This window comes from Acinetobacter sp. GN11 (assembly GCF_054823985.1).
Map to the genome: position 1 here is coordinate 38,672 of NZ_JRVL01000036.1, position 23,395 is coordinate 62,066.

Annotated in this window: 22 protein-coding genes; 13 read left to right on the forward strand and 9 right to left on the reverse strand. The window is 39.9% G+C overall.

Annotated features, from left to right (window positions below; translation table 11 throughout):
- Window positions 1-58: 58 nt before the first annotated feature.
- Window positions 59-832, forward strand: coding sequence for an SDR family oxidoreductase (locus NL42_RS04490; RefSeq protein WP_461311898.1), 774 nt, complete (start codon window positions 59-61; stop codon window positions 830-832).
- Window positions 833-880: 48 nt separating this feature from the next.
- Here the strand turns inward: NL42_RS04490 and NL42_RS04495 are convergent, their stop codons facing one another.
- The 4 genes from NL42_RS04495 to cysM are packed head-to-tail and all read right to left on the reverse strand — an operon-like array spanning window position 881 to window position 6,382.
- Window positions 881-3,187 (reverse strand): RelA/SpoT family protein, encoded by a 2,307-nt coding sequence (locus NL42_RS04495; RefSeq protein WP_016139235.1) that lies wholly within the window; start codon window positions 3,185-3,187, stop codon window positions 881-883.
- Between the two features lie 30 nt (window positions 3,188-3,217).
- Complete coding sequence (gene rlmD / locus NL42_RS04500; protein WP_461311899.1) at window positions 3,218-4,609, reverse strand: 23S rRNA (uracil(1939)-C(5))-methyltransferase RlmD; 1,392 nt, start codon at window positions 4,607-4,609, stop codon at window positions 3,218-3,220.
- A gap of 9 nt (window positions 4,610-4,618) precedes the next feature.
- Window positions 4,619-5,437 (reverse strand): 3'-5' exonuclease, encoded by an 819-nt coding sequence (locus tag NL42_RS04505; protein ID WP_461311900.1) that lies wholly within the window; start codon window positions 5,435-5,437, stop codon window positions 4,619-4,621.
- Between the two features lie 12 nt (window positions 5,438-5,449).
- Entirely contained in the window at window positions 5,450-6,382 is a 933-nt protein-coding gene (gene cysM, locus NL42_RS04510) for a cysteine synthase CysM (protein WP_461311901.1), read from the reverse strand.
- Window positions 6,383-6,554: 172 nt separating this feature from the next.
- Between cysM and NL42_RS04515 the strand changes: the two genes are divergently transcribed.
- From NL42_RS04515 to NL42_RS04540, 6 genes are all read left to right on the forward strand, one after another.
- On the forward strand, window positions 6,555-9,362 hold the full coding sequence (locus tag NL42_RS04515) for a GacS-like sensor histidine kinase (protein ID WP_461311902.1): 2,808 nt from the start codon (window positions 6,555-6,557) through the stop codon (window positions 9,360-9,362).
- A gap of 95 nt (window positions 9,363-9,457) precedes the next feature.
- Entirely contained in the window at window positions 9,458-10,246 is a 789-nt protein-coding gene (locus NL42_RS04520) for a crotonase/enoyl-CoA hydratase family protein (protein WP_005302380.1), read from the forward strand.
- 11 nt (window positions 10,247-10,257) lie between these two features.
- A complete protein-coding gene (locus NL42_RS04525; protein WP_461311903.1) occupies window positions 10,258-11,127 on the forward strand; it encodes an NAD(P)-dependent oxidoreductase in 870 nt (289 codons plus the stop codon).
- A gap of 13 nt (window positions 11,128-11,140) precedes the next feature.
- Entirely contained in the window at window positions 11,141-11,935 is a 795-nt protein-coding gene (locus NL42_RS04530) for a hydroxypyruvate isomerase family protein (protein WP_461311904.1), read from the forward strand.
- Window positions 11,936-12,016: 81 nt separating this feature from the next.
- Window positions 12,017-12,418, forward strand: a complete 402-nt coding sequence (gene rsfS, locus NL42_RS04535; protein WP_336166077.1) for a ribosome silencing factor — start codon at window positions 12,017-12,019, stop codon at window positions 12,416-12,418.
- Window positions 12,419-12,638: 220 nt separating this feature from the next.
- Window positions 12,639-13,460: an SDR family NAD(P)-dependent oxidoreductase gene (locus NL42_RS04540; protein ID WP_461311905.1), complete on the forward strand. Its 822-nt coding sequence runs from the start codon at window positions 12,639-12,641 to the stop codon at window positions 13,458-13,460.
- A gap of 63 nt (window positions 13,461-13,523) precedes the next feature.
- Here NL42_RS04540 and NL42_RS04545 read toward each other — a convergent pair whose 3' ends face one another.
- Genes NL42_RS04545 through NL42_RS04555 form a run of 3 tightly spaced genes read right to left on the reverse strand, consistent with a single transcriptional unit; the run spans window position 13,524 to window position 16,444 of the window.
- Window positions 13,524-14,978: an NAD(P)(+) transhydrogenase (Re/Si-specific) subunit beta gene (locus tag NL42_RS04545; RefSeq protein ID WP_017391250.1), complete on the reverse strand. Its 1,455-nt coding sequence runs from the start codon at window positions 14,976-14,978 to the stop codon at window positions 13,524-13,526.
- A 12-nt stretch (window positions 14,979-14,990) separates the two neighbouring features.
- Window positions 14,991-15,305 (reverse strand): proton-translocating transhydrogenase family protein, encoded by a 315-nt coding sequence (locus NL42_RS04550; protein ID WP_003654992.1) that lies wholly within the window; start codon window positions 15,303-15,305, stop codon window positions 14,991-14,993.
- Window positions 15,306-15,316: 11 nt separating this feature from the next.
- Window positions 15,317-16,444 (reverse strand): Re/Si-specific NAD(P)(+) transhydrogenase subunit alpha, encoded by a 1,128-nt coding sequence (locus tag NL42_RS04555; RefSeq protein ID WP_267531110.1) that lies wholly within the window; start codon window positions 16,442-16,444, stop codon window positions 15,317-15,319.
- A gap of 239 nt (window positions 16,445-16,683) precedes the next feature.
- Between NL42_RS04555 and NL42_RS04560 the strand changes: the two genes are divergently transcribed.
- The 5 genes from NL42_RS04560 to NL42_RS04580 all read left to right on the forward strand — a co-directional run bounded on the left by NL42_RS04560 (window position 16,684) and on the right by NL42_RS04580 (window position 21,287).
- Complete coding sequence (locus NL42_RS04560; RefSeq protein ID WP_461311906.1) at window positions 16,684-17,610, forward strand: DMT family transporter; 927 nt, start codon at window positions 16,684-16,686, stop codon at window positions 17,608-17,610.
- A gap of 67 nt (window positions 17,611-17,677) precedes the next feature.
- A complete protein-coding gene (locus NL42_RS04565) occupies window positions 17,678-18,085 on the forward strand; it encodes a RidA family protein (protein ID WP_461311907.1) in 408 nt (135 codons plus the stop codon).
- An 18-nt stretch (window positions 18,086-18,103) separates the two neighbouring features.
- Window positions 18,104-19,294: an MFS transporter gene (locus tag NL42_RS04570; protein ID WP_461311908.1), complete on the forward strand. Its 1,191-nt coding sequence runs from the start codon at window positions 18,104-18,106 to the stop codon at window positions 19,292-19,294.
- Between the two features lie 141 nt (window positions 19,295-19,435).
- Window positions 19,436-20,440: a tRNA dihydrouridine(20/20a) synthase DusA gene (gene dusA, locus NL42_RS04575; RefSeq protein WP_461311909.1), complete on the forward strand. Its 1,005-nt coding sequence runs from the start codon at window positions 19,436-19,438 to the stop codon at window positions 20,438-20,440.
- Between the two features lie 334 nt (window positions 20,441-20,774).
- Window positions 20,775-21,287, forward strand: coding sequence for a hypothetical protein (locus tag NL42_RS04580; protein ID WP_461311910.1), 513 nt, complete (start codon window positions 20,775-20,777; stop codon window positions 21,285-21,287).
- 8 nt (window positions 21,288-21,295) lie between these two features.
- Here the strand turns inward: NL42_RS04580 and NL42_RS04585 are convergent, their stop codons facing one another.
- Window positions 21,296-22,195, reverse strand: a complete 900-nt coding sequence (locus NL42_RS04585; protein WP_461311911.1) for a LysR family transcriptional regulator — start codon at window positions 22,193-22,195, stop codon at window positions 21,296-21,298.
- Between the two features lie 96 nt (window positions 22,196-22,291).
- Here NL42_RS04585 and NL42_RS04590 point away from each other — a divergent pair, with 96 nt between their 5' ends.
- Window positions 22,292-22,414, forward strand: coding sequence for a hypothetical protein (locus NL42_RS04590; RefSeq protein ID WP_461311912.1), 123 nt, complete (start codon window positions 22,292-22,294; stop codon window positions 22,412-22,414).
- Window positions 22,415-22,479: 65 nt separating this feature from the next.
- On the opposite strand, the gene NL42_RS04595 is transcribed toward NL42_RS04590, so the two are convergent.
- Window positions 22,480-23,241: a tRNA threonylcarbamoyladenosine dehydratase gene (locus NL42_RS04595; RefSeq protein ID WP_461311913.1), complete on the reverse strand. Its 762-nt coding sequence runs from the start codon at window positions 23,239-23,241 to the stop codon at window positions 22,480-22,482.
- Window positions 23,242-23,395: the final 154 nt, after the last annotated feature.

Here is a 23,395-nt window from a genome sequence, read left to right on the forward strand (position 1 = left end):
TGATCAAAATCAAAGCGATTAAATCAGTCGCACTATTGTACTGACAAAGAGAAAAAAGATGAGACACAGTATTCTGATTAGTGGCGCCGCTCAAGGTATTGGGGCAGAAATTGCACGAGTATTTTACCAACAAGGATACAAAGTAGGCATTTATGATATTAATGAATCACTTGCTCAAGAATTGGCAAATGACTTAGGGCTAAATGCATGTGCTGGCTATCTAGATGTTAGCGATTACAGCCAGTGGCAACTTATATTAAAAGAATTTACTGAATGGGCTGGCGAACTCAACATTTTAGTAAATAATGCTGGCATTTTATATTCTGGTGCATTTGAAACGACTGATATTAAAGCTCACCAAAGAACAATAAATATTAATGTAAACGGTGTCATCAATGGCTGTCACGCTGCTCTCCCCTATTTAAAGCAAGCTACTTTTGCACGTGTCATCAATCTTTCATCAGCTTCTGCAATTTATGGACAAGCTGATTTAATTTCTTATTCAGCTAGTAAATTTGCTGTTCGCGGAATTACCGAAGGTTTAGATGTGGAATGGAAGAAATATGGTATTCGTGTTTTAGATGTGATGCCGCTATTTGTACAAACTGCAATGGTTAAGGGTATGGATGCAGGCACAATTCAAAATATGGGGGTAGATTTAACTCCAAATGATATTGCTCAACAGGTACTTACGCTTGTAGAGAAAAAGGCTCATTTCTGGACGCCAACTCACACTCCGGTTGGCATAAAAACTAAACTGCTTTATCAACTCTCGACTTTAAGCCCTCAGTTTTTAAACCGACTAACCAATATTTATTTATCGAGAAAATAATCCAATATAAAAAAGGCTGTCATTTGACAGCCTTTTTACTCAATTTACTTAAACACCTTGAATCATGCGTCGCGCACTAATGATTCCAGGTTGCTGCTCTAAGCGTGCTAACAAACGAGAAAGCTGCGCTAATCCTTTCACTTCAATTAACAACTTCATATTGGCAATACCATCTGCCTCAGAAATTGTATTAACCTGACGAATATTGATTTGGTCAGAGAAAATCACTTGAGTTAAGTCTTTAAGCAGACCACGACGATCATATGCTTCAACCACAATTTGAACACTTTGACCACGTGTTGGCTGCATTTCCCAATCGGCTTCAACAGCACGCTCTGGTTCTTGCTTAATCATACGCTGATAGTCTGAACAAATGACTTTGTGGATACTGACACCACGGTTCAAAGTAATATATCCAGCGATTGATTCACCATGCACGGGCTGACAGCACTGAGCGATGTGCAACTCTACATTGTCTAAACCATCAATTAAAATTCCGTGGGCCGATAACGTATGGCTTGCACGCGGATTTAATGCCGGCTTAAGCACTAGTTCAGGTTCATCCTGATCTAGATGCATTTGGCGGTTCACCTGATTAATCAAGGCATGTAAGCTAATATCACCACTTACTAGACTCACCAAAATATCATCACCCGTTTTCACGTTAAAATGTGATGAGTAATCATTTAGGTCGATACTTTTTGGGTGAATCGCTAGACGAGCTAACTCTTTATTAAGAAGTTCACGGCCCACTTCAAGATTTTTACTACGATCTTGCTGTCTGAACCAATGACGCAGCTTGTCACGGGCACGAGAGGTTTTAATATAACCTAAAGAGTTAACCAACCAATCTCGGTTTGGATCACGATCTTTTTTAGTTAAAATCTCAACCTGCTCACCAGTTTTTAAAGTATAGGTTAATGGCACATAGCGCTGGTTAACTCGTGCTGCGTAACACTTATTCCCTACTTCCGTATGCACATGATAAGCAAAATCTAAAACTGTTGAGCCACGTGGTAGTTCCTTAATGTCACCATCACGACTGAAAACATAAATCTTTTCAAAGCCTTCAAAATCTTGTAGTTGATCAAAGCCTTCTGTTTCATCTTCGTTTTGATGTACTGTCGTGTCATTGCGTTCTTGGTAATGTTCAAGAACAGCACGCAATGAATGCAAACGATGGTTAAAGGAATGGTCTGTATTCTTTGAACCTTCTTTATAGTTAAAGTGCGAACATACGCCTAATTCTGCTTCGTCATGCATCTCATGAGTACGAATTTGTACTTCAAGCGATTTATTCTCAGCAATTACAGCCGTATGCAAAGAGCGATAACCATTTGCTTTCGGGTTGGTAATATAGTCATCAAACTGATGCGGAATATGACGCCAGATTTGATGAACAATACCCAAAGAGTGGTAACACTCAGGAACACTATTGACCAATACACGCAAGGCACGAATATCGTAAAGCTGATCAAAACTCAGGTTTTTGCTTTTCATTTTTCGATAAATCGAATAAATGTGCTTCGCTCGACCTGTGATTTCTGACTCGATTCCGTAAGACGCTAACTCATTTTTTAAACGATCAATCACGAACTGAATATAGTGTTCGCGCTCTAAGCGTTTTTCATTCAGTAATGACGCAATTTCTTTATAACGATCTGGAGCTAAATAGCGAAAAGCGAGATCTTCAAGTTCCCATTTAAGCTGAGCAATACCGAGTCGATGTGCCAATGGCGAATAAATAGTAAGAATTTCACGTGCTACGCGTTCTTGACGTTCACGAGATGAATTTGCAAGCTCTCGTAAAGAATAGGTACGTTCAGCAAGTTTAATTAAAACAACACGAACATCTTCGGTAACCGAAATCAGCATTTTATAAATGCCACTTAAATGTTCTCGTTGATTGTTATTAAAGTGATCTTCTAACCGTTTATTTTTCTCAATGAGTTCCGAGAGCTTACCCATTGCCAAAGCGCCTTTGACAAGGTTATAGACCTGATCTCCAAATTTCTTTTTTACTTCTTCTATATCAGTAATGTCTTCACGCACACTACGATAGAGCATGGCTGCCGATAGAGTATCTTCATCTACATGGAGATGTGCCAAAATATCAGCCATTCCAACGCCAGTAGCAAAAGTATTGGAACGATGATTAACCGTTGAGTCTAACTCTTTTTGCAGGGTTAAATGAGCAACCTGCTCAAGCTGTTCAAGCTTCGCCCCATCTAATATTTCACGCACCCGATCCAACCATGAGGCTAAACCGATTTGCGTTTCGGCGGCATGCTCTACAGTCGTTTCCTCGGACAACTCTGTTAGTTGTTCAGGTAACTGTTCACGTACTGTGACCATACCATTCTCCTCAATATGTAACTCATGTTTTTAATCGTTTATCTCTTGAATTTTTTCAAATAGTGCAATGGATTCAACATGTTCTGTGTGCGTAAACATGTCCATCACAGCTGTTTTTTTTAACTGGTAACCATGTTGGACCAAAACACCCGCATCCCTTGCCAGTGTAGCTGGATTACATGATACATAAACGATTCTTTTTGCTCCAAAATTTGATACATACTGCATAATTTCATATGCACCAGCACGAGGAGGATCAATCAATAATGCATCAAATCCTTGATTTGCCCAAGAATGATGCGAAAAATCTTTTGTTAAATCTTGTGAAAAGAAGGTTGCCTGCACCAAACTATTGCTTTTTGCATTAGCTGTTGCGCGCTGAACCATATCTTCACTCCCTTCCACACCAACAACCTGACCACTCTCTCCAACACATCGTGCTAACGGGAGCGAAAAGTTGCCTAAACCACTAAATAGATCAAGTACTTTTTCACCTGGTTGCAATTGAAGCAATTCACATGCCAATTGAACCATTTGTTCATTTACTGTGGCATTGACCTGAGTAAAATCCAATGGCGAAAAAGCAAAATTTACATCAAACCGCTCTAAGGCATAGTGTAAACGTAAAGCACCTTTTTCATCATCAATACGACGAATACTTTCAGGTCCCTTAGGCTGTAAATACAACTGCCACCCTTTGTCTAACGCAAATTGCTTTAATTGGTTGACATCAGAATTGTTTAATTTTTCTACATGACGAACCAATAAAGAAATTTCTTGATCACCTTTTGCTAATTCTACATGACCTATATGCGCTTTGCCTTTTAGACTTTGGAGTAAAATACGCAGCTCAGGCAAGCTATCTGATAGTTTTTTATCCAAAACACTACAAGTGTAGATAGAAGTTAGTCGATTACTATGATGTTCACGAAACCCCATAATTAAGCGATCTGGCTTCGGCAAATAACGCACACCTATTCGAGCACGACGACGATAATCGCTTTGTAAAGATCGAATCGGCTCTAGCCACTGTTCAGGTTGGATGCCTGCAAAATGTTGTAAATGTGATTGGAGCACACTTTGCTTTAAGCGGATTTGTTCATCAGGATCGATATGCTGCATGCTACAGCCACCGCAAATTCCATAATGAGGGCAAATTGCATCTATGCGATGAGTTGACGGCTCTCCTAACAACTGCACCATCTCTGCTTCTTCAAGACGCTTCGCTTGATGGGTAATCTGAGCCTTTACAGTTTCTCCGGGCAATGCATAACGAATAAAAACTTTTTTGCCATGCTTATCTGCTGGATGATCAGGATGAGAACCATAATGCGCAATTCCTCGCCCCTCATGAGAAAGTGTTTCAACTTGAAAAATATATTCAGGTTGTTGAGGCTTGCGAGATTTGGCTTGTTGTTTCAAAGGATGAACCTAAAAATCTGAAGAATTAAAATAGTGTGAAGTAAATTCACTATGTTTTGAGGTACGTTCCCATACTTCAAGAAAATCTGCTTGCTGAGGAATATTTCTCAAATAATCAATACTAGAATTTACCCAATCATTATGCTCATCTACTGTTAATTGTCCTTTTAATAACAACCAACGTACATAGACAAACCATGTATTGAGTACATCCCCTTCGCAATAGCTGGTCAATTTCAACCACTGCTGATTACGAACATATTCTGGTACATGATAACCCGATTCACCGCGTTTGCCCGGCAAACCTAAAATGCAGGCAATATCATCCAGCTTTTGAAAATTACGCCCATTAAACATTGCCATCACGTCCATTAAATCAATGTGGCGATGGTGATAACGGTTTTGGTAATTATTAAAACGCTTCTGGCTATCAATCTCACCTTGATCAAACAAGCCCGGTGCAGAAAGCCCATGATACATTGCGCGAAACAGAATAACGGGTAAATCAAATTGTGAGCCGTTCCAACTCACTAAAGTGGGATGACGCTTATCAAAAATTGACAAGAATTTTTGCAAAATCTCAGCTTCAGAATATTGTTCACGACTAAAAGAGAATAATCTAAAACCTGACTCATCAATCCATAGACCAGAAATACAAACAATTTCATGCAAAGGTAAGCGCTGAAAATCCATGCCTGATTCTTGACGGCGCAGTTTAGTCAATGCTTGCTCTACATCAGCCTCTGGTAAATCAAGATGATATAAATGCGCTCCCGCTTTTAAATCAGTTAAAGTTTCAATATCAAAAACTAAGGTTGGGAAACGCATTATTTCTCTCAATTATGAGTTGTCGTCCTGCACTGAAAACAATCCTGTAGACAAGTAGCGGTCGCCACGGTCACAGATAATGCAAACAATAACAGCATCTGGATTTTCTTCTGCAATCTTGATAGATGCCCATACCGCACCGCCTGAAGATGTCCCCGCACTAATGCCTTCCATCCGCGCTAATTTACGCATGGTTTTTTCAGCATCAATTTGTGGAATATCAATAGTACGATCCACACGGCTACTATCAAAAATAGTAGGTAAATATTCTTTTGGCCAACGGCGAATACCAGCAATACTTGATCCATCTGCTGGTTGCAAACCAACAATTTGAATATCTGGGTTTTGTTCTTTTAAATATTTAGAAACACCCATGATGGTACCAGTCGTACCCATTGAGCTTACAAAATGGGTGATTTTCCCACCTGTTTGTTTCCAAATTTCAGGACCTGTTGTTAAGTAATGGGCTTCAACATTATCAGGATTACCAAACTGATTTAAAACGTGCCCTTTGCCTTCTTTTTCCATTTGCAAAGCTAAATCACGTGCACCTTCCATACCTTGCTGCGGTGTTACTTCAATCAGCTCTGCGCCATAAGCCAGCATCGCACCTTTACGTTCCTGACTCATGTTGTTCGGCATAATAAGTTTCATTTTATAGCCACGCATTGCAGCAACCATTGCCAAAGCAATACCTGTGTTCCCACTGGTTGCCTCAATCAAGGTGTCGCCTGGCTTAATTTGACCACGTTTTTCTGCCTGCATAATCATGTTATATGCAGGACGGTCTTTTACAGAACCTGCCGGATTATTGCCTTCTAATTTTGCTAAAACCATCGCTTGCGTATGAGAAGCTAATCGCTGCAAACGAACTAGAGGTGTCTTACCTACATAGTGATCTAACAAAAATTCGTCGGCTAAAAAGTCAGGTTGTGTATTACTCATGATCAATACCTATATCGAGGTGCGCCTATTGTATGAAAAAATGCTCGGTACTGCACCCATTTCAATATGCTTTTTCATGAAAGCGATTAAAGCTCGGTCATTTATAAAATGCCGTCTGTTTTAAAATAAAGCGTGATAAGATGCCGTACAGAGAGATAAATCTGATGTAGCCATGTCTAATTTCAATAAAACCATATCGAAACGCTTACGTCTGAATCATGCATATGGGCAATTGATTGCTCTAATTTTTGTGCCGATTATGATTTTAACAGGAGTCGGTGCTTTTCTGGTTTTAACTGAAACATCACATTCGGTAAAACAACAACAGCTACATCACGCCTCAGCAATTTTAGCTCGCTACAATCAAATTGCGAAAGATCTATATACGCTAGTCGAACTAGAGCCCGATGAATACGATCATGCCCAGCACATCATGCAAAGCATGTTTAGCGAAAAAAATCTTAAACGCGCGGTATTAATTGATAACAATGGACAGACTTATTTAAGTATTGGTTATCGTGATAATCGTTATTGGCCGAGCTTTCCTAGTAGTAATAATTTTTTTGGTCCCATCTCTTATAACCACAACAATATTTATGGACTGCAAATTAGCAATAAAGCTGGAAAAGCGCCTGTCTGGTTAGTGATTGAAATGGATAACCAGCCTCTAGAGTTGGCACGTTATCGTATTATGATTGCTCTCGTCATTACTGGATTAATGACCCTACTATTACTTTTACTTTGCTTAAATTTTTATTCTCGTCGCTGGATTGCGCCGATGTATGAAATTCGCATGCAGTTACAACGTCTAAATGCAGATACTCTAGATCAGCACCTCGTCATTAACAGTACTGGAGAGCTACGCTTACTACAACGCGATATTGCAAATGTTGTTAAGCGATTGCACTTTAGCTTTCTAGAATTAAAAGAACACACTGAACAAACAGAAGAAGACTTACGCAGAACACTAGATACCCTAGAAGTCCAAAACATTACCTATCGTCAAGCACGTGACCAAGCGATTTCATCAAACCAAGCAAAGTCAGTTTTCCTTGCCAATATTAGTCATGAGCTTCGAACACCTCTCAACAGTATTGATGGCTTTATTCATTTATTGCTTCGTCAACAAAATTTAAATAACGAACAAAATCTTTATTTACAAACCATTCGCAAGTCATCTGCCCATCTATTGGCATTAATTAACGATGTATTAGATTTCTCGAAAATTGATGCGGGTAAGCTAGAACTAGAAACAGCACCTTTTGATTTAGAAGAAGCCATTTTTGATGTCATGGATATGCTATCTCCACTGGCCGCTCAAAAACATATCGCCATGGCTTTTTACTATGCGGACAACATTCCACAGCAAGTGATTGGTGATGCTTTACGCTTCAAGCAAATCCTGACCAACTTGATTTCTAATGCAATCAAGTTCACTCCAGATGGTGAAATTATTGTTCGTGTTCGTATGGAACATGATGATATTGGGCAATGTCTGCTTCATTTCAGTGTTCAAGATAGTGGTATTGGTTTAAGTGGCACAGACCGTAAAAAACTATTTGAATCATTCTCGCAAGGCGATGCTTCAGTTACACGTCAATTTGGTGGTACAGGTTTAGGTTTAGCTATTTCTAAACAACTTGTTCATCTCATGCATGGTCAAATTGGCTTTGAAGATAACCAAGAACGTGCTCCAACTGAAAAAGGTTCAACCTTCTGGTTTACCGCACAATTTGTGGTAGATGAAGATTACGAAATCGAACATCCTCACTTTGAGCATTTACAAGTGGTGTCGTATCTTGCGCACCCTGCTACAGCAAGTGTTTTACGTTACTACCTTGAAAACTACCATGTTCCTCATATCGAAACACAATCGATTCTGGACTTGTTTAGCCGTTTAAAACATCTTGATCAGAAAGATAATACATGGCTTATCGTTGATCATAGCGGTGATACAGAAGCGCTATTAAAAGAAATCCGTAGCCGTTATCAAGGTAATTTAGCAGTCTATGGCTATCAAATGACGCTTGAGCCAAACATGCTCAGTGAATACCGTGCTCGCCCTCTCTATCAACCATTAAGTCGAAGCGGACTCATTCAGTTATTAAATGATCAACCTATTTTTGAAGAAGAACAGCAAGATTTTAATGGTCAGGGTTTACACATTCTGGCAGTAGATGACCATTTACCAAACTTAATTGTTTTAGAAGCTTTGTTGGGTGAATTAAACGTTAAAACAACTAAAGCACTCAGTGGCCAAGAAGCACTTAACCTAATCCAAGAGCGAATTGATCAGAAACTTAAACCTTTTGATTTAGTGTTTATGGATATTCAAATGCCGGTTATGTCGGGCATTGATACCACTCGTGCTATTCGTTCTTTAGAGTCAACGCTCGATGGAGAAATGCAGCTTCCAATCATTGCACTAACCGCCCATGCGCTTGCCGATGAAAAACAAAAACTCCTTAAAGTAGGCATGAATGACTATGTCACTAAGCCAATTCAAATGGAGCAAATCATCCAGATCTTAACGCAATGGACTAAAAACAACTTTACAGCAAAAGCCTTAGATAAAGACCATCATGTCGTTGCAGAAGCTTTAGATCCACAAATTTTAAATTGGCAACAAAGTTTGCAGCTTGCGGCAAATAAAGAAGACTTAGCACAAGATCTACTTAAAATGTTAGTTGATAGTTTTCCAACTGAACTAGACGAAATGCAGCAGCTCATTGAGCTTGAAGACTTCCCTCAACTTGAGCATGTTTTACATCGCCTCTATGGTGCTACTCGCTATGTAGGTGCCCCAAAACTACAACAAGTAACGGGGGACTTTGAGCAATTTATTTCAACACTACGTAAAGAACGCCGTATAGCAGATGAAGGCTTCATTGAAGAAGTTATGCAACGCTTTGATGAATTAGGCCTTGTGGTTAAAGAAGTAGAAAGTGCCGCTCTCCAGATCTTGGTAATCCCCGACTAACATATCTATCAAATAGGTATGACTGGGCTGTCATGTTTCCATGATTACAGCCATGTTATGCTCCGTTCATCTATAAAAAAAGAAGCGGGAATCTCATGGCACTCTTACGTATTGAAAAAAATAATGGCATTGCAACGGTATATTTAAACCGTCCAGACAAACGCAATGCGATGAGCTTTGCCTTATTAAAAGAGTTAGTTTCAACTGCAAAAGCAATTAAAAAGGATAGAGATATTCGCTGTGTTATTTTGACAGGCGAAGGAAATGTGTTTAGTGCTGGCATTGACTTATCTGACCTCAACAATCCCAAAAACTCTGCTTTTGCCATTTGGGAACTTGTAAAACCAGGACAAAGTCTTTTTCAAAAAGCATTTCTGACTTGGCAGAATTTACCCGTACCTGTTATTGCTGCATTAGAAGGATATTGTTTCGGCGCGGGTATGCAACTTGCCTTGGCTTCCGATATCCGAATTTCTCATCCGGAAACAAAAATGTCGATTATGGAAAGTCGTTGGGGTTTAGTCCCTGATATGGGACTTACGCGCTCATTAAAAGGTTTAATTAGCGTTGACCTAGCAAAAGAACTCACCTTAACTGCCCGTGTTTTTGATGGGAATTATGCAAAAGAAATCGGTCTTGTGACTCACTTAAGTGACTCGCCACTAGAAAGAGCAAATGAGATTGCAGCTGAAATGTTGCAGCGTTCACCTGATGCTCTCACAGCGGCAAAACGTGTACTTGATGCAATGGAGCATCAACCAGAAAAATCATTGCGTCTCGAAAAAATCTGGCAACTTAAATTATTACTTGGTAAAAATAGCAAACTTGCTCGTAAAAAAGACAAACATCCGGAAGTTAATTTTTTACCACGCCAATATAAATAAGAGCTTAAATTATGAATTTTGATCGCAACACCCCTATTGCTTTTTTAGGTATGGGGCTTATGGGAAGTCGGATGGCAACCCGCCTTATTCAAGCCGGCTTTCAAGTTGCGGTTTGGAATCGAACCTTCTCTGCATGTGAAGGACTGATTGATATCGGTGCACAAGCTTTAGAACTTTCAAATATTGGTGAGTATCCCGTTATTTTAACCTGTCTAGCAGATGACAAAGCTGTAGAGGCCGTATTTGAACAAATTCACCCTCACTTAAAAGCTGAGCAGGTTATTGTTGATTTCTCGAGCTTATCTGTTGCTGCAACAAAAATACTTGCCCAAGTAGCTGCCACACATCAAATAACATGGATTGATTCACCCGTATCCGGTGGAACAGTGGGTGCAGAACAAGGCACCCTTGTCATTTTTGCAGGTGGTGATGCTCAAACCATTACCCACCTAACTCCTATTTATAATGTTCTATCCCAGCGCGTGACCAGAATGGGAGATACAGGAACTGGCCAAGCCACCAAAATTTGTAATCAACTTATTGTTGCAGCCAACAGCGCCCTGATTGCAGAGGCTGTCGCGCTTGCAGACCGAGCTGGTGTAGATACAACATTGCTTGCTCCTGCTTTAGCGGGTGGATTTGCTGACTCTAAACCCTTTCAAATTCTTACCCCGCGTATGGCAACACATACATTTGAGCCAATTCAGTGGAAAGTTCAAACATTATCTAAGGATCTTAACAACGCAGTAACATTGGCTCACAATGTTAATTTAGACATCCCAGTTGCACAAAAAGCTCTATTACAGCTACAAACTCACCAAAAAAATGGCTTTGCTGAGAAAGATTTAGCTACTATGATTCAATTAATAGAGCAAAAATAAACGGAGTTTGAGTATGGGTCGTCTTGCAGTCAATTTATCCATGATTTTTACCGAAGTTCCTTTAATCGAACGCTTTGCTCTGGCGTATGCACAGGGCTTTGAATATGTAGAAATTCAATTTCCTTATGAATTGGCGATTTCAGATATTCAAACTCAACTCGAACACTACAATCTTAGCCTTTGCCTAATTAATGTACCTGCGGGTGATCTTATGCAAGGCGGAAATGGTTTAGCAGGCGTACCCGGCCAAGAAATAGCTTTCCGTGAAGCGTTAGAGTTAGCCATTAGCTATGCTACCGCTTTAAAAGTTCCACGTATCAATATATTAGCAGGTAAACAGCCTCTAGATGCCGACTTACTTCCTTGCTTGAAAACATTAGCAGCTAATTTGAAACTTGCCTGTAATGTGCTCAGTGAATACGACATAGAACCCGTTTTTGAAATGATTAACGGTACAGATATACCCCGCTTTTTAGTACAAAATATTGCGCAAGCACAAGAAATGCTAGAAGCGGTCAACGACCCTACTCTAAAAATGCAATATGACTGCTATCACATGGCGATGATGGGCGAAGATATACTTGAGGGTTTACAAGAGAATATTAACTCAATTGGACACATTCAATTTGCGGATTGTCCGGGCCGTCATGAGCCAGATACAGCTCAAATTCCCTATGAACAAATTTTTTCTTGGCTCAAGCAAAGTTCTTATCAAAACTATATTGCAGCAGAATACAAACCTGAAAATACTTCAAATCAGTCATTTACTTGGAAGAAAAAATATTTTTCCGATGATGTAAATATATAAACTGTTACGAGTTCTGTTTGAAATTTAGTGCGAAAACGACTATATTAGATAGTGAGTAATTGTCAGGAAAATATACCCTATATGAATTTAGAACCATCGCCCAGCGTGTCTAATTCTCACGATTTCGCAATGAATGCCTCAAATAAAGACGTACAAACTTGTCTCGAAGTCGTTCATGACGCTTTAGTTGATGTAAAAGCAAAAGATATTCTCCAGTTAGATGTTAGCTCAATTAGCAATGTCGCTGATGCTATCGTAATTGCGAGCGGCACCTCTACTCGTCATGTGAAAGCACTCGCAGACAACGTTGCAGAAGAAGCTCGAAAAGCCGGTTTCCGCCCGATTGGCGTTGAAGGTGAACGAGATGCAGAATGGATCTTGATTGATCTCGGCTTTGTTGTAGTACATGTGATGCTACCAACAGCTCGTAAATTCTACGATTTAGAAAGCTTATGGCGTACCGCCCCAGAGTCGGTTGCTTAAAATTTTGCTTTTAAAAAAAGCGGCTCTTTTGAGCCGCTTTTTTATTTATCTGTTAACCATATTAACAGCTCTCAAATAACACCCTCAAATACCTCAATACCTACTGCAAACAGTCAGTCATCAGCCATCTTTAAAATTGACATGACAAATTGTCAGATTTACAGCAATATACAAACTCTTGAAGTCCCCACCAATAAATAGCATAACTGGAGTACAGAAAGTGAAGGTATTAATTACAGGCGCCAACACAGGTATTGGTTTCGCCACAGCAGAACAACTCGTTAAACAAGGGCAACATGTTATTTTAGCGTGCCGAAATCCAGAAAAAGCTCAAGATGCACAAAATAAATTACGCGCCCTTAACCAAGGACAAGTTGATTTAGTTTCCCTTGATTTAAACAATCTTGAATTGACTCAAAAAGCTGCTAATGAGATTGCCGACCGCTATGGCAGCCTTGATGTACTCATTAACAATGCAGGGTTATTTGCAAAAACCAAACAACTAACTGTTGATGGTTTCGAGCAGCAATTTGGCGTTAATTATTTAGGCCATTTTTTACTAACTCAAAAACTACTTCCAGTTTTACAACAATCGCCGAAAGCACGTATTGTTCATCTTGCATCAATTGCTCACTGGGTGGGCTCAATTAAACCCAACAAGTTTCGTGCCGAAGGTTTTTACAATCCCCTGTTCTATTATGGACAATCTAAACTTGCAAATTTACTGTTCAGCAACGCCTTAGCAGAACAGCTAGCTGAAAGCTCAATTACCAACAATGCATTACACCCCGGCGGTGTTGCTTCTGATATTTACCGCGAATTACCAAAACCAGTTTATGCTGCCATGAAATTAGGATTAGTTCCCACTTCAGTTCCAGCAAAACTCATTACAGAAATGGCAATTGGAGATGCATGGCAAAACCGCAATGGTGAATATGTCAGTGCGCACATGCCCGACTGGAAATCATCACATGCCAAAAACCAGCAACTGGCACGCGACCTCTATCAACAATCACTAAACCTTGTAGAAAAATTTCTTTAAACAAATAAGCTAAATAAAAAAAGCCACCCGAGGGTGGCTTTTGCAATCCTGATTGAGGTCAGATTAGTGACCGCCACCATTGATTGCTTTTGTCATATCTTCCACAACTTTCTTCGCATCACCAAAGATCATCATCGTTTTTTCATTGTAGAACAAATCATTGTCTAGACCTGCGTAACCTGTAGCCATAGAACGCTTAATCACCATGATTGTACGCGCTTTATGTGCTTCAAGAATCGGCATGCCATAAATTGGTGAAGTTGGATCATCTTTCGCAGCTGGGTTTACTACGTCATTTGCACCAATTACAAGCACCACATCTGTTGCTGGGAAGTCTGAGTTAATCTCATCCATTTCCAAGATATCTTCATATGCTACGTCTGCTTCAGCAAGTAATACGTTCATATGACCAGGCATACGACCAGCAACTGGATGGATTGCAAAACGAACGCGAACACCTTGCTCTTTTAGAATTTCACACAATTCTTTTACAGCATTTTGTGCACGACCTTGCGCCATACCATAACCAGGCACAATCACAACGCTGTCAGCATTTGACATCAAGAAACCAGCATCATCGGCAGAACCAGAACGATGGTTACGTTGAACTTGCTCACCTTTAGCAGCAGTAGCAACCGCTGCACCACCCATTGCACCACCAAACAATACATTGATGATCGAACGGTTCATTGCTTTACACATGATGTACGACAGAATCGCACCAGATGAACCCACGAGAGAACCCGCAACAATCAACATGTTGTTTTCAAGTGTAAAACCAATACCTGCCGCAGCCCAACCCGAGAATGAGTTAAGAAGCGATACTACTACAGGCATATCACCACCACCCACTGGTGCAATCCATACCCAGCCAAATGCAAGCGCAAGTGCTGTCATTGCCCAGAAAGCAGTCATGTTACCAGTCGTGAAGAAGTAGAAACCACAAGCCAACATCGCAATAAAGATAAGCGCTTGAACAGGTTTAACCCATGCACCAGAAATCGTTTTCGCCCATTTTTTTGCAGCCAATTTACCGTACGCGAACACAGATGCAGTAAAGGTAATCGCACCAACAAAACAACCTACGAACAATTCAAATAAGTGAACACTACTCATGTGCACATGTTGCACACCAGCCGCAGTCAAAGCCGCCTCATTTTGAGCAAACAATTCAGTTAATTGGTTATTATGCAAAATTGCAGCAATTGCAATGAGGACAGCAGCCAAACCAACTAAAGAGTGCATGAGCGCAACAGTTTCTGGCATTTGTGTCATTGGCACAGTACGAGCACGTGCAATACCTACGATTGCACCGAGCACCATTGCACCAACAATCATCCAGATGACTGGGTTATTCGCAACAAAGAAGGTCGTTACCACTGCAATCGCCATCGCGATCATACCGTAACGGTTACCTTGAATTGCTGTTTTAGGGCCAGACAAGCCACGAAGCGTCAAGATAAAGAGGATTGCTCCAACAAGGTACAACCAGTTTGCATTTGCTTGAATAAATTCCATGTCAAAGCCCTCTTATTTCTTTTGCTTAGGCTTGAACATTTCCAGCATGCGTGCAGTTACTGCAAAGCCACCGAAAATATTAATGCTTGCCAAAAATACTGCAATCGCACCAAGTACGCTCACCACATTCACACTTTGAAATGCAACGTTAGCATCTACACCCAAAATAGGTAGACCCACAGTTTGCAACATCGCACCCACCACAATAATAGATGACAACGCATTGGTTACAGCCATAAGTGGCGTATGTAAAGCTGGTGTAACACCCCAAACTACATAATAACCTACGAAGATGGCAAGGACGAAAATTGTAATAGTTTCAACCATGAGAAATCTCCTTAACCACGCTTAAGCAGTACTTGACCGCCATGAGTGACCAATAGGGCTTTTTGGATTTCGTCTTCTTGATTAATCGCAAAGTTTTTCTCTTTGTCGAATAAAGTTTCTACGAAATTGAATACGTTACGCGCATATAGTGCGGAAGCTTCTGTCGCTACAGTTGCCGGAATATTTGGAACACCCAAAATTTTCACGCCATTTTCTGTAAACACAGTCTCGCCCACTTTAGAGCCTTCAACGTTACCACCAGTTTCAACAGCCATATCTAAAATGACAGAGCCTGGTTTCATCTTGGCAACAGTTTCAGCCTTAATCAGACGCGGTGCATCACGACCCGGCAACAATGCAGTTGTAATCACGATGTCAGCGTTAGAAACAGCCTTGTCAACAATCGCGGCTTGGTCTTTGATGTATTGCTCACCCGGCATCCATCCATAACCATTTTTAGCGGCATCTGCTGCACGTTGTTGCTCTTCTTCAGACATTGGTACGTCTAACCACTTACCGCCTAAAGATTCAACTTGATCTTTTGCTGTAGGACGTAAATCAGTTGCTTCAACAATTGCACCTAAACGTTTTGCCGTTGCAATTGCCTGAAGACCTGCAACGCCCACACCCATAATCACAACACGAGCAGGTTTTACAGTACCAGCAGCAGTCATAAGCATTGGGAACATGCGCTGATATTCAGCGGCAGCAAGCAAAACTGATTTATAACCAGAAAGGTTTGCCTGAGAAGACAATACGTCCATGTTCTGCGCACGAGAAAGCGTACGAGGAAGCAATTCCAATGCAAAAGCAGAAACTTGCTGATTCGCAAACTGATCTAGCTCGGTATTACGATAAGGATCAAACATTGCTACAACAGCAGTATTTGCTGCAAGTTTTTGAATTTCCCCGCCTTGTGGCGCACGAACTTTCAAAATAATTTGACTACCCGTATAGGCATCATCCGTAATGGTTGCACCGACCTGTTCATAAGCACTGTCAATGTACGCAGCCTTTACACCGGCACCACGTTCAATCACAACGCTATGACCAGCGCTAATCAACTTCTTTACTGTCTCTGGCGTAGCAGCTACACGATTTTCACCGACGACAGTTTCGGTTGGGATTCCGATTTGCATGAGCGTTCCTCAAGCTAATTTCTCATTGTCAAAAACATTGCAACCTGCAATGTTTCCCCCATGTGTATTCTTTGTACAGAATTTGGATTCTAATTGAACTTTTTTAAAATACCACCCAATATTTATTTAATAAATACCCATATTTTGAACTGATGATTCACGATATTTGATTTGAGGTGTAACATAGGAAGCTTTTTCTTTTTTTTGCAGACAACAGTCTCTCTTATACAGTCTTGTATATGAAAATTTCGTTTTCTTCGTTTCAAATCGGGTCTTTTTTTGCTCTTTGCTCTGCTTTTCTATTCAGTACAAAAGCAATCTTCATTAAACAGACTTATGCCCTTTCTCCATTAGTCGACGCTACAGTCCTGATGGCTTTACGCATGTTAAGCGCTTTACCGTTCTTTCTACTTATTTGTTGGCTTAACAGGCATCATAATAAGGGCATAAAAAAGAAGGATTGGCTAATTTTAATTTTTGCCGGTCTATTAGGCTACTACTTTGCAAGTTGGCTCGATTTTATGGGTCTCATGTTTATTAGTGCCTCTCTAGAACGAATTATTCTATTTTTATATCCCACGCTTACTGTCATCGTCTCAAGCTTACTCTACAAACAAAAATTAGATGCAAAAAGTTTATTTGCCATTTTTCTTAGTTATGGTGGAACCGTGCTGGTCATGCTTCAAGAGCACAACAACGCACCAATTCAGGGCAACTTCTGGCTAGGTACAAGTTTAGTATTTGCAGGTGCGGTAGCTTTTGCGGGCTATTTACTACTGACCCCGCCATTAATTAAAAAATTTGGTTCTTGGAATTTCACAGGTTTAGCTTTAACAGTCGCTTGTATCGGTACATTAACGCACTATGTATTAAGCACTCCTCAGCCTATTCAACTTCTATTACAACTTCCATCCAGTGTAATTTGGTACGGCGTCGGACTTGGCTTCTTAGTTACCGTCTTGCCTACCGTTATGCTCATGCAAAGTATTGAAAGACTTGGAGCCTCTCAATCAGCAATGATTGCTTCAATCGGACCTGTTTTAACGATTTTGCTTGCGGTTATATTTTTAAATGAACATTTAAATATGTGGCAATGGGCGGGTTGTCTTCTCAACATTATGGGTGTGATGATGATTACACTTAGAAAGAAAAGACTAAAACATTAAATTTTCTTGACCTCAACTTAAGTTGAGGTTGGATACTCATCTAAATTTGAATGAACGGTTGAGTTCCATGAATAAAGAAACTTTTAAAATCATAAATCCATCAACTTTATATGACCCTACCCCAAATGCTTATAGTCATGTGGCTGTAGTAGAAAATTTTAAAAAGATTATTCATATTGCAGGTCAAGGAGGCGAAAATTCAAAAGGTGAATTAAGCCCAAATTTTGAAGAACAAGTTATCCAAGCCATTAATAACATTCAACATGCTTTACAAGCTGCCAATGCAGAGCTTAGTAACATTGCAGTGTTAAGAGTTTTAGTTGTTAACCATTCGGATGAAAAACACCAAATTTTAATTAAAGTTATGCAAAATTTATGGAAAAATCATCCTTTTCCAGCCTGTACACTCATTCCTGTACCACGCCTTGCATTAGAGCATATGCTCATTGAAGTCGAAGCAACCGCATACACCTAATAAAATCGAGAGAACATCATGTCTACCCCTGAAGATATCAGTCAGAATAAACCATTGCTTTGGTTGATGGCAGCAGCATGTGGTTTGTGTGCAGGTGTGAACTATTATTGTCAGCCCCTTATTCATTCGATTCAACAAGACTTTGCTGTTACTCAAGCACAAGCCGCATTGACCGTTACATTTGCTCAGGTGTCTTATGCCCTCGGACTGCTCTTTATTGTTCCGATGGGTGATATCGTCAATAAAGCCAAGGCTATTCCATTTTTAATGGTGCTTTGTGCAATTGGCCTATTTACTTCTGCTTTTGCTGTGAACTTGCCTATGCTATGGATTGGTACAATTTTAGCGGGCTTGTTTTCGGTTGCTGCTCAAGTGCTTATTCCACTTGCCACAATGACTGTAAAACCTGAAAAAACTGGCGAGATCATTGGTTTTTTAATGAGTGGTTTATTGGTTGGGATTTTACTCTCTACCAGTCTAGCGGGTTTATTCTCTAACTTATTCCACTGGAAAGTCGTCTATGTGGTAAGTGGCATATTAATGTTACTACTGGCATACACCTTAAAAAGTCGCTTGCCTTATGTCTTGCGTATGAAAATGAACTATGGACAGATCTTTGGTTCTATGGCTCAGCTTCTAAAAGAGGAAAAGCGTTTATTAATAAGAGCCCTTACAGGTGGCTTTGCATTTGCATCAGTCAGTATTCTGTATTCCACCATCGCATTACTCCTTACCTCAGCACATCATTTACCTGATCTCTTTATTGGACTAGTACCTTTAGTCGGTATCTTTGGTGCCTTATCAACACGTTACATTGGTAAATATGCCGATCAGGGACGTACCACTCTCCTCACATGGATGGGCTGTGGTTTATTCCTGTTAAGCTGGCTCTGCTTTTATTATGGACAAACTTTGCTTGCGAGTTATATTGCTGGATTTGCTTTAATTCAGTTAGCACTAGCACTCGTACACACGAGCAACCAAAGCATTATTTTCCGTTTACGACCAGATGCTAAATCTCGTATTAATGCCATCTATATGACCACTTACTTTATTGGAGGCGCAGGAGGTTCAGCATTAGGAATTTTTGCGTGGAACCGTGGTGGATGGACCATGACTTGCCTTGCTGGTATTGGGTTAGTTGTTCTTTGTATTTTATTTAGTATGTTCGATACGATCTTACAAAAAAAGAAAATGGCTTCCCAATAAGGTAACTTGTTATAAATCATCTTCCTATATTTAACATAAGGGTGGCTATAAATTACTCGGTCAAATGCCCCTGTCGATTCAAGCATAAACCTCGTATAATGCTGCCCTTTCATTAATTTAGCGACTTTTGGGCTATTGGTTATGCAATCACTTCAATCGTTACAACCTCGTATTTCTGTCGCCCCCATGATGGACTGGACTACAAAGGATTATCGATTCTTTGCACGCTTGTTTAACCCAAATGTTGTGCTCTACACAGAAATGGTGACTACAGGTGCGATTCTTTTTGGCGATGCAAAACGTCATTTGGACTACAGCGCACAAGAACACCCTATCGTATTACAACTTGGCGGTTCAAATCCCCAAGAGCTTGCAACCTGCACAAAAATGGCCGAAGACTGGGGTTACGATGAAGTCAACCTCAATGTAGGCTGCCCAAGTGATCGTGTACAGAACAATAAAATCGGTGCTTGCTTAATGGCAGAACCAGATTTGGTTGCAGAATGCATTCACACTATGCAAAAAGCAGTAAACATTCCAGTAACGGTGAAACACCGTATCGGGATTGATGACATGCACTCTTACGAAGAGATGCTGCATTTCGTAGATACTGTGGCTGCAACAGGTTGCACTCATTTTGTAGTGCATGCCCGTATTGCTCTATTGAAAGGCCTATCACCGAAAGAGAATCGTGAAGTTCCACCTTTACGCTATGAAGATGTCTATCGTTTAAAACAAGAGCGCCCACATCTCACCATTGAAATTAACGGCGGCATTAAAACGTTTGCTGAAACTAAAACACATTTACAGCATGTTGATGGTGTCATGATTGGCCGTGAAGCCTATCATAATCCGTACTTACTCGCGGAAATGGGTCAGCTTTGGAATTTGGAAGCTCCAGATCGATTCGAGATTATGGAACAAATGCTACCTTATATTGAACAGCGTATGGCTGAAGGTGCTCCACTCTCCATCATTACACGTCATATTTTGGGTTTATTCCAGAATTTACCTGGTGCGCGTAAATGGCGTCAGGCGCTAAGTGGCGGAAATGCAAAAACTTTAGGTGATGTTGAACAGGCTATTAGCAACATGCAAGCAGCTTTAATTCGTACTGAGGAATATTTAAAAGAACATCAGGCTTAAGCATGTGATGGCTTCTTAAATTGTAAGAAAATGTGGCATTTTAAATCAGAGACTTAGATTTTGAGTATATTCGCAAATGTTGAAGCAAAATATTCAAATTTAAGCTCTGGTTAATTATTTTTTTATAATGATATCAATAATTTAAATTTCACTATTTTTAATCACTCTTTTGATAAGCATCTTTTCACTCCGAAGCAGGCATCTCTGGAAAAAAGATACGTTATTACATAACATAAACAAAACTTTTAAGGTACGCCTATTAGTATCTCTGAACGCCACAGGTAGGTGGTGATTTTTTAAATATGGATATAGATAGTACGGTAGAGATTTCACGATGATTATTTATGACGGACAAGTAGCTGATAATTATATGTATCAGGATTCAAATCAGGCAGCTATTGTTGTATCCCACAGCACCCCAAGCCTTCCTTATCCTTTCACCATGAAACCCAACAGTCATCAGACAGAAACCTCCAGTACTCCCGCTATAGATGTTGATAGATTCGTAGCTAAATTAGAAAGTGTTACCTCTAGACGTAGTAAAGCGCGTTGCGCACGAAGTATCCGCCTTGCACTAGAATCTGCTGGTGCCAATGTCGAAAACCACCCAATCGCAGCTTCAGACTGGGGTGACACTCTCAAAAAGATTGGCTATAAGGAAATTAATCCAGCCTTTGATGAACCACAAGAAGGCGACATCTATATCATTCACAGAACCCGTAACCATGTTTATGGACATATTGCTGGATATACAGGAAGTGAATGGGTCTCTGATTTCAAACAAAATAGCTATGATGTCTATAAAGATGATAGCGTTACTTACACCTACTATAGATTAGCCGCTTAATCAATTTTCTAAGATTGAAATGCTTGATGAATGAGTTCGGCACAACGCTGAATAATTTCATCGTTCTCTTTTCTATAGACTAAAACGACCTCTGAAAAGAATAGATGATCTGTCAAAGGTAACAACTTTACATTGGCAGGCAAAATTTGCTGAAACTCTTCAGGCACAATACTTACCCCTAAATTTGCAGCCACAAGCTGTAATTGTGAAATCTTACGTGACTGAATCGCAGCTTTCTGAGGCGTAAACCCAGCAGCCAAGCATAGGTTTGAAACAAAATAGCTTAAACCACCTCGTTTAGAATGTGGGGTAGAAACGAAATACTCATCCTTTAAGTCTCTAACTTGAATCTCTTGTTGATTTGCAAACTTAGCGTGATCAACATGTACAGCCACCATTAAAGGTTCTTCATATAGCTTAAGAATATTCAGATCATCTAAAGTGTGACGAACAGGTGGTCTAATCAAACCAATATCAATTTCACCATTCATCAAAGCTAAAATCTGTTGTTCGGATGACAAGGTATTCAGTTCAAAACTAAGCTGCTGCGTTAAGCTCATTTCTTTTAATATTTGAACCTTTTTATGGTCCATAACAATACTGCTTGAATGAGCAATTTTAATCTGGCGGTTTTTCCCTTCTGCAATATTTTTAGAAAGTCCAATAATTTCATTTAAGTAGTGCAGATTATCTTTTATTTTCTTATAGAAGACCTCTCCTGCTGCCGTGAGTTTTACTTTTTTGTCAGTACGGTCAAATAATTGAAAATCAATCTCTTCTTCTAATAGTTTAATTTGCCGACTTAAAGCAGACTGAGCAATAAAAAGCTTTTCTGAAGCAGCAGTAAAGCTCCCTTCTTCTACAATTTTTATGAAATATTGGAATTGTTTTAATGTGAGCATTTCCATCTCAAAATTAGATCATAAGGTCTATTTTCTATATTAGATTAGATAGATTAGCTTCGCTAGAATTTTATTAAGACCATTCACTTGATTGAATTCTTCATGAAGTATTTAAAAGGTTTCACCATCTTCACTATCGTTGTTCTAATTTTATGGTGTTTTAAATTTTATGATCAGCAACTTCCAACACAAGAGAAACAAGACACAATAGAGTTATATGATTAAATAGTTTTTCTCAAAAACAAAAGGTATGCCCTCCAACATAAGAGCATGCCTTTTTTATATTTAAATTAAGCTTTCTTTAAATCGAGTTTCTTCAAAACTTCAGCTACTGCAATCATGGCAAAACTTGAAGTCACAACTACGGCTGAACCATAGCCACCACAACGCAAACCAGCCGAAGGACAAACATCGGCATTTGAGAATGGGTTATCGATTGAATAAACACAAGTAATGCCAAATTTCTCTTTTGGTTTTTTACAAATACCACGAGCACGAAGTTGACTACGTAGCTTCGCTAACATTGGGTCTTGTTCTGTTTTTGATAAATCAGCCACGCGGATTTTAAGCGGATCAAGCTTACCACCTGCTCCACCTGACACAATCAACGGAATCTTATTAAAACGACAATGAAGCATCAAAGCCAATTTCGCTTTAACGTCATCAATACAGTCCAAAATAATATCGGGTACAGGATTTAACAGCGCTGTGACATTCTCAGGTGTTAAGAAGTCATCAATAATATTGACTTTAATACGTGGGTTAATTTGGCGACAACGCTCCGCCATAATCTCAACTTTTTCACAGCCTAGAGTTGATGTCATTGCAGGTAACTGACGGTTTACATTTGATGCTGCAACTACATCCATATCTACCAGTGTAATCTCGCCAATACCCGTACGTGCCAAAGCTTCAGCCGCCCAACTGCCAACACCACCAATACCAATCACCATCACATGACTTTTTTCATAGTGTTGGAACGATGAATCACCATAAACTTTCGCTACACCTGCAAAACGGCGGTCATATTCATCTTGTTGAAGATCGGTCATTGCTACTCTTGGGGGATATAAAACACGGTGGCTATTTTACTGCTTTTCAAAACCAAATTGCTACTTTGTACTAGATAGCTACTTTGTACTAGATAGCTATCTGATTGGTGCCAAAGCCATTCACAGCCTGAGTGAGGGTCAAGCAAACACTGTT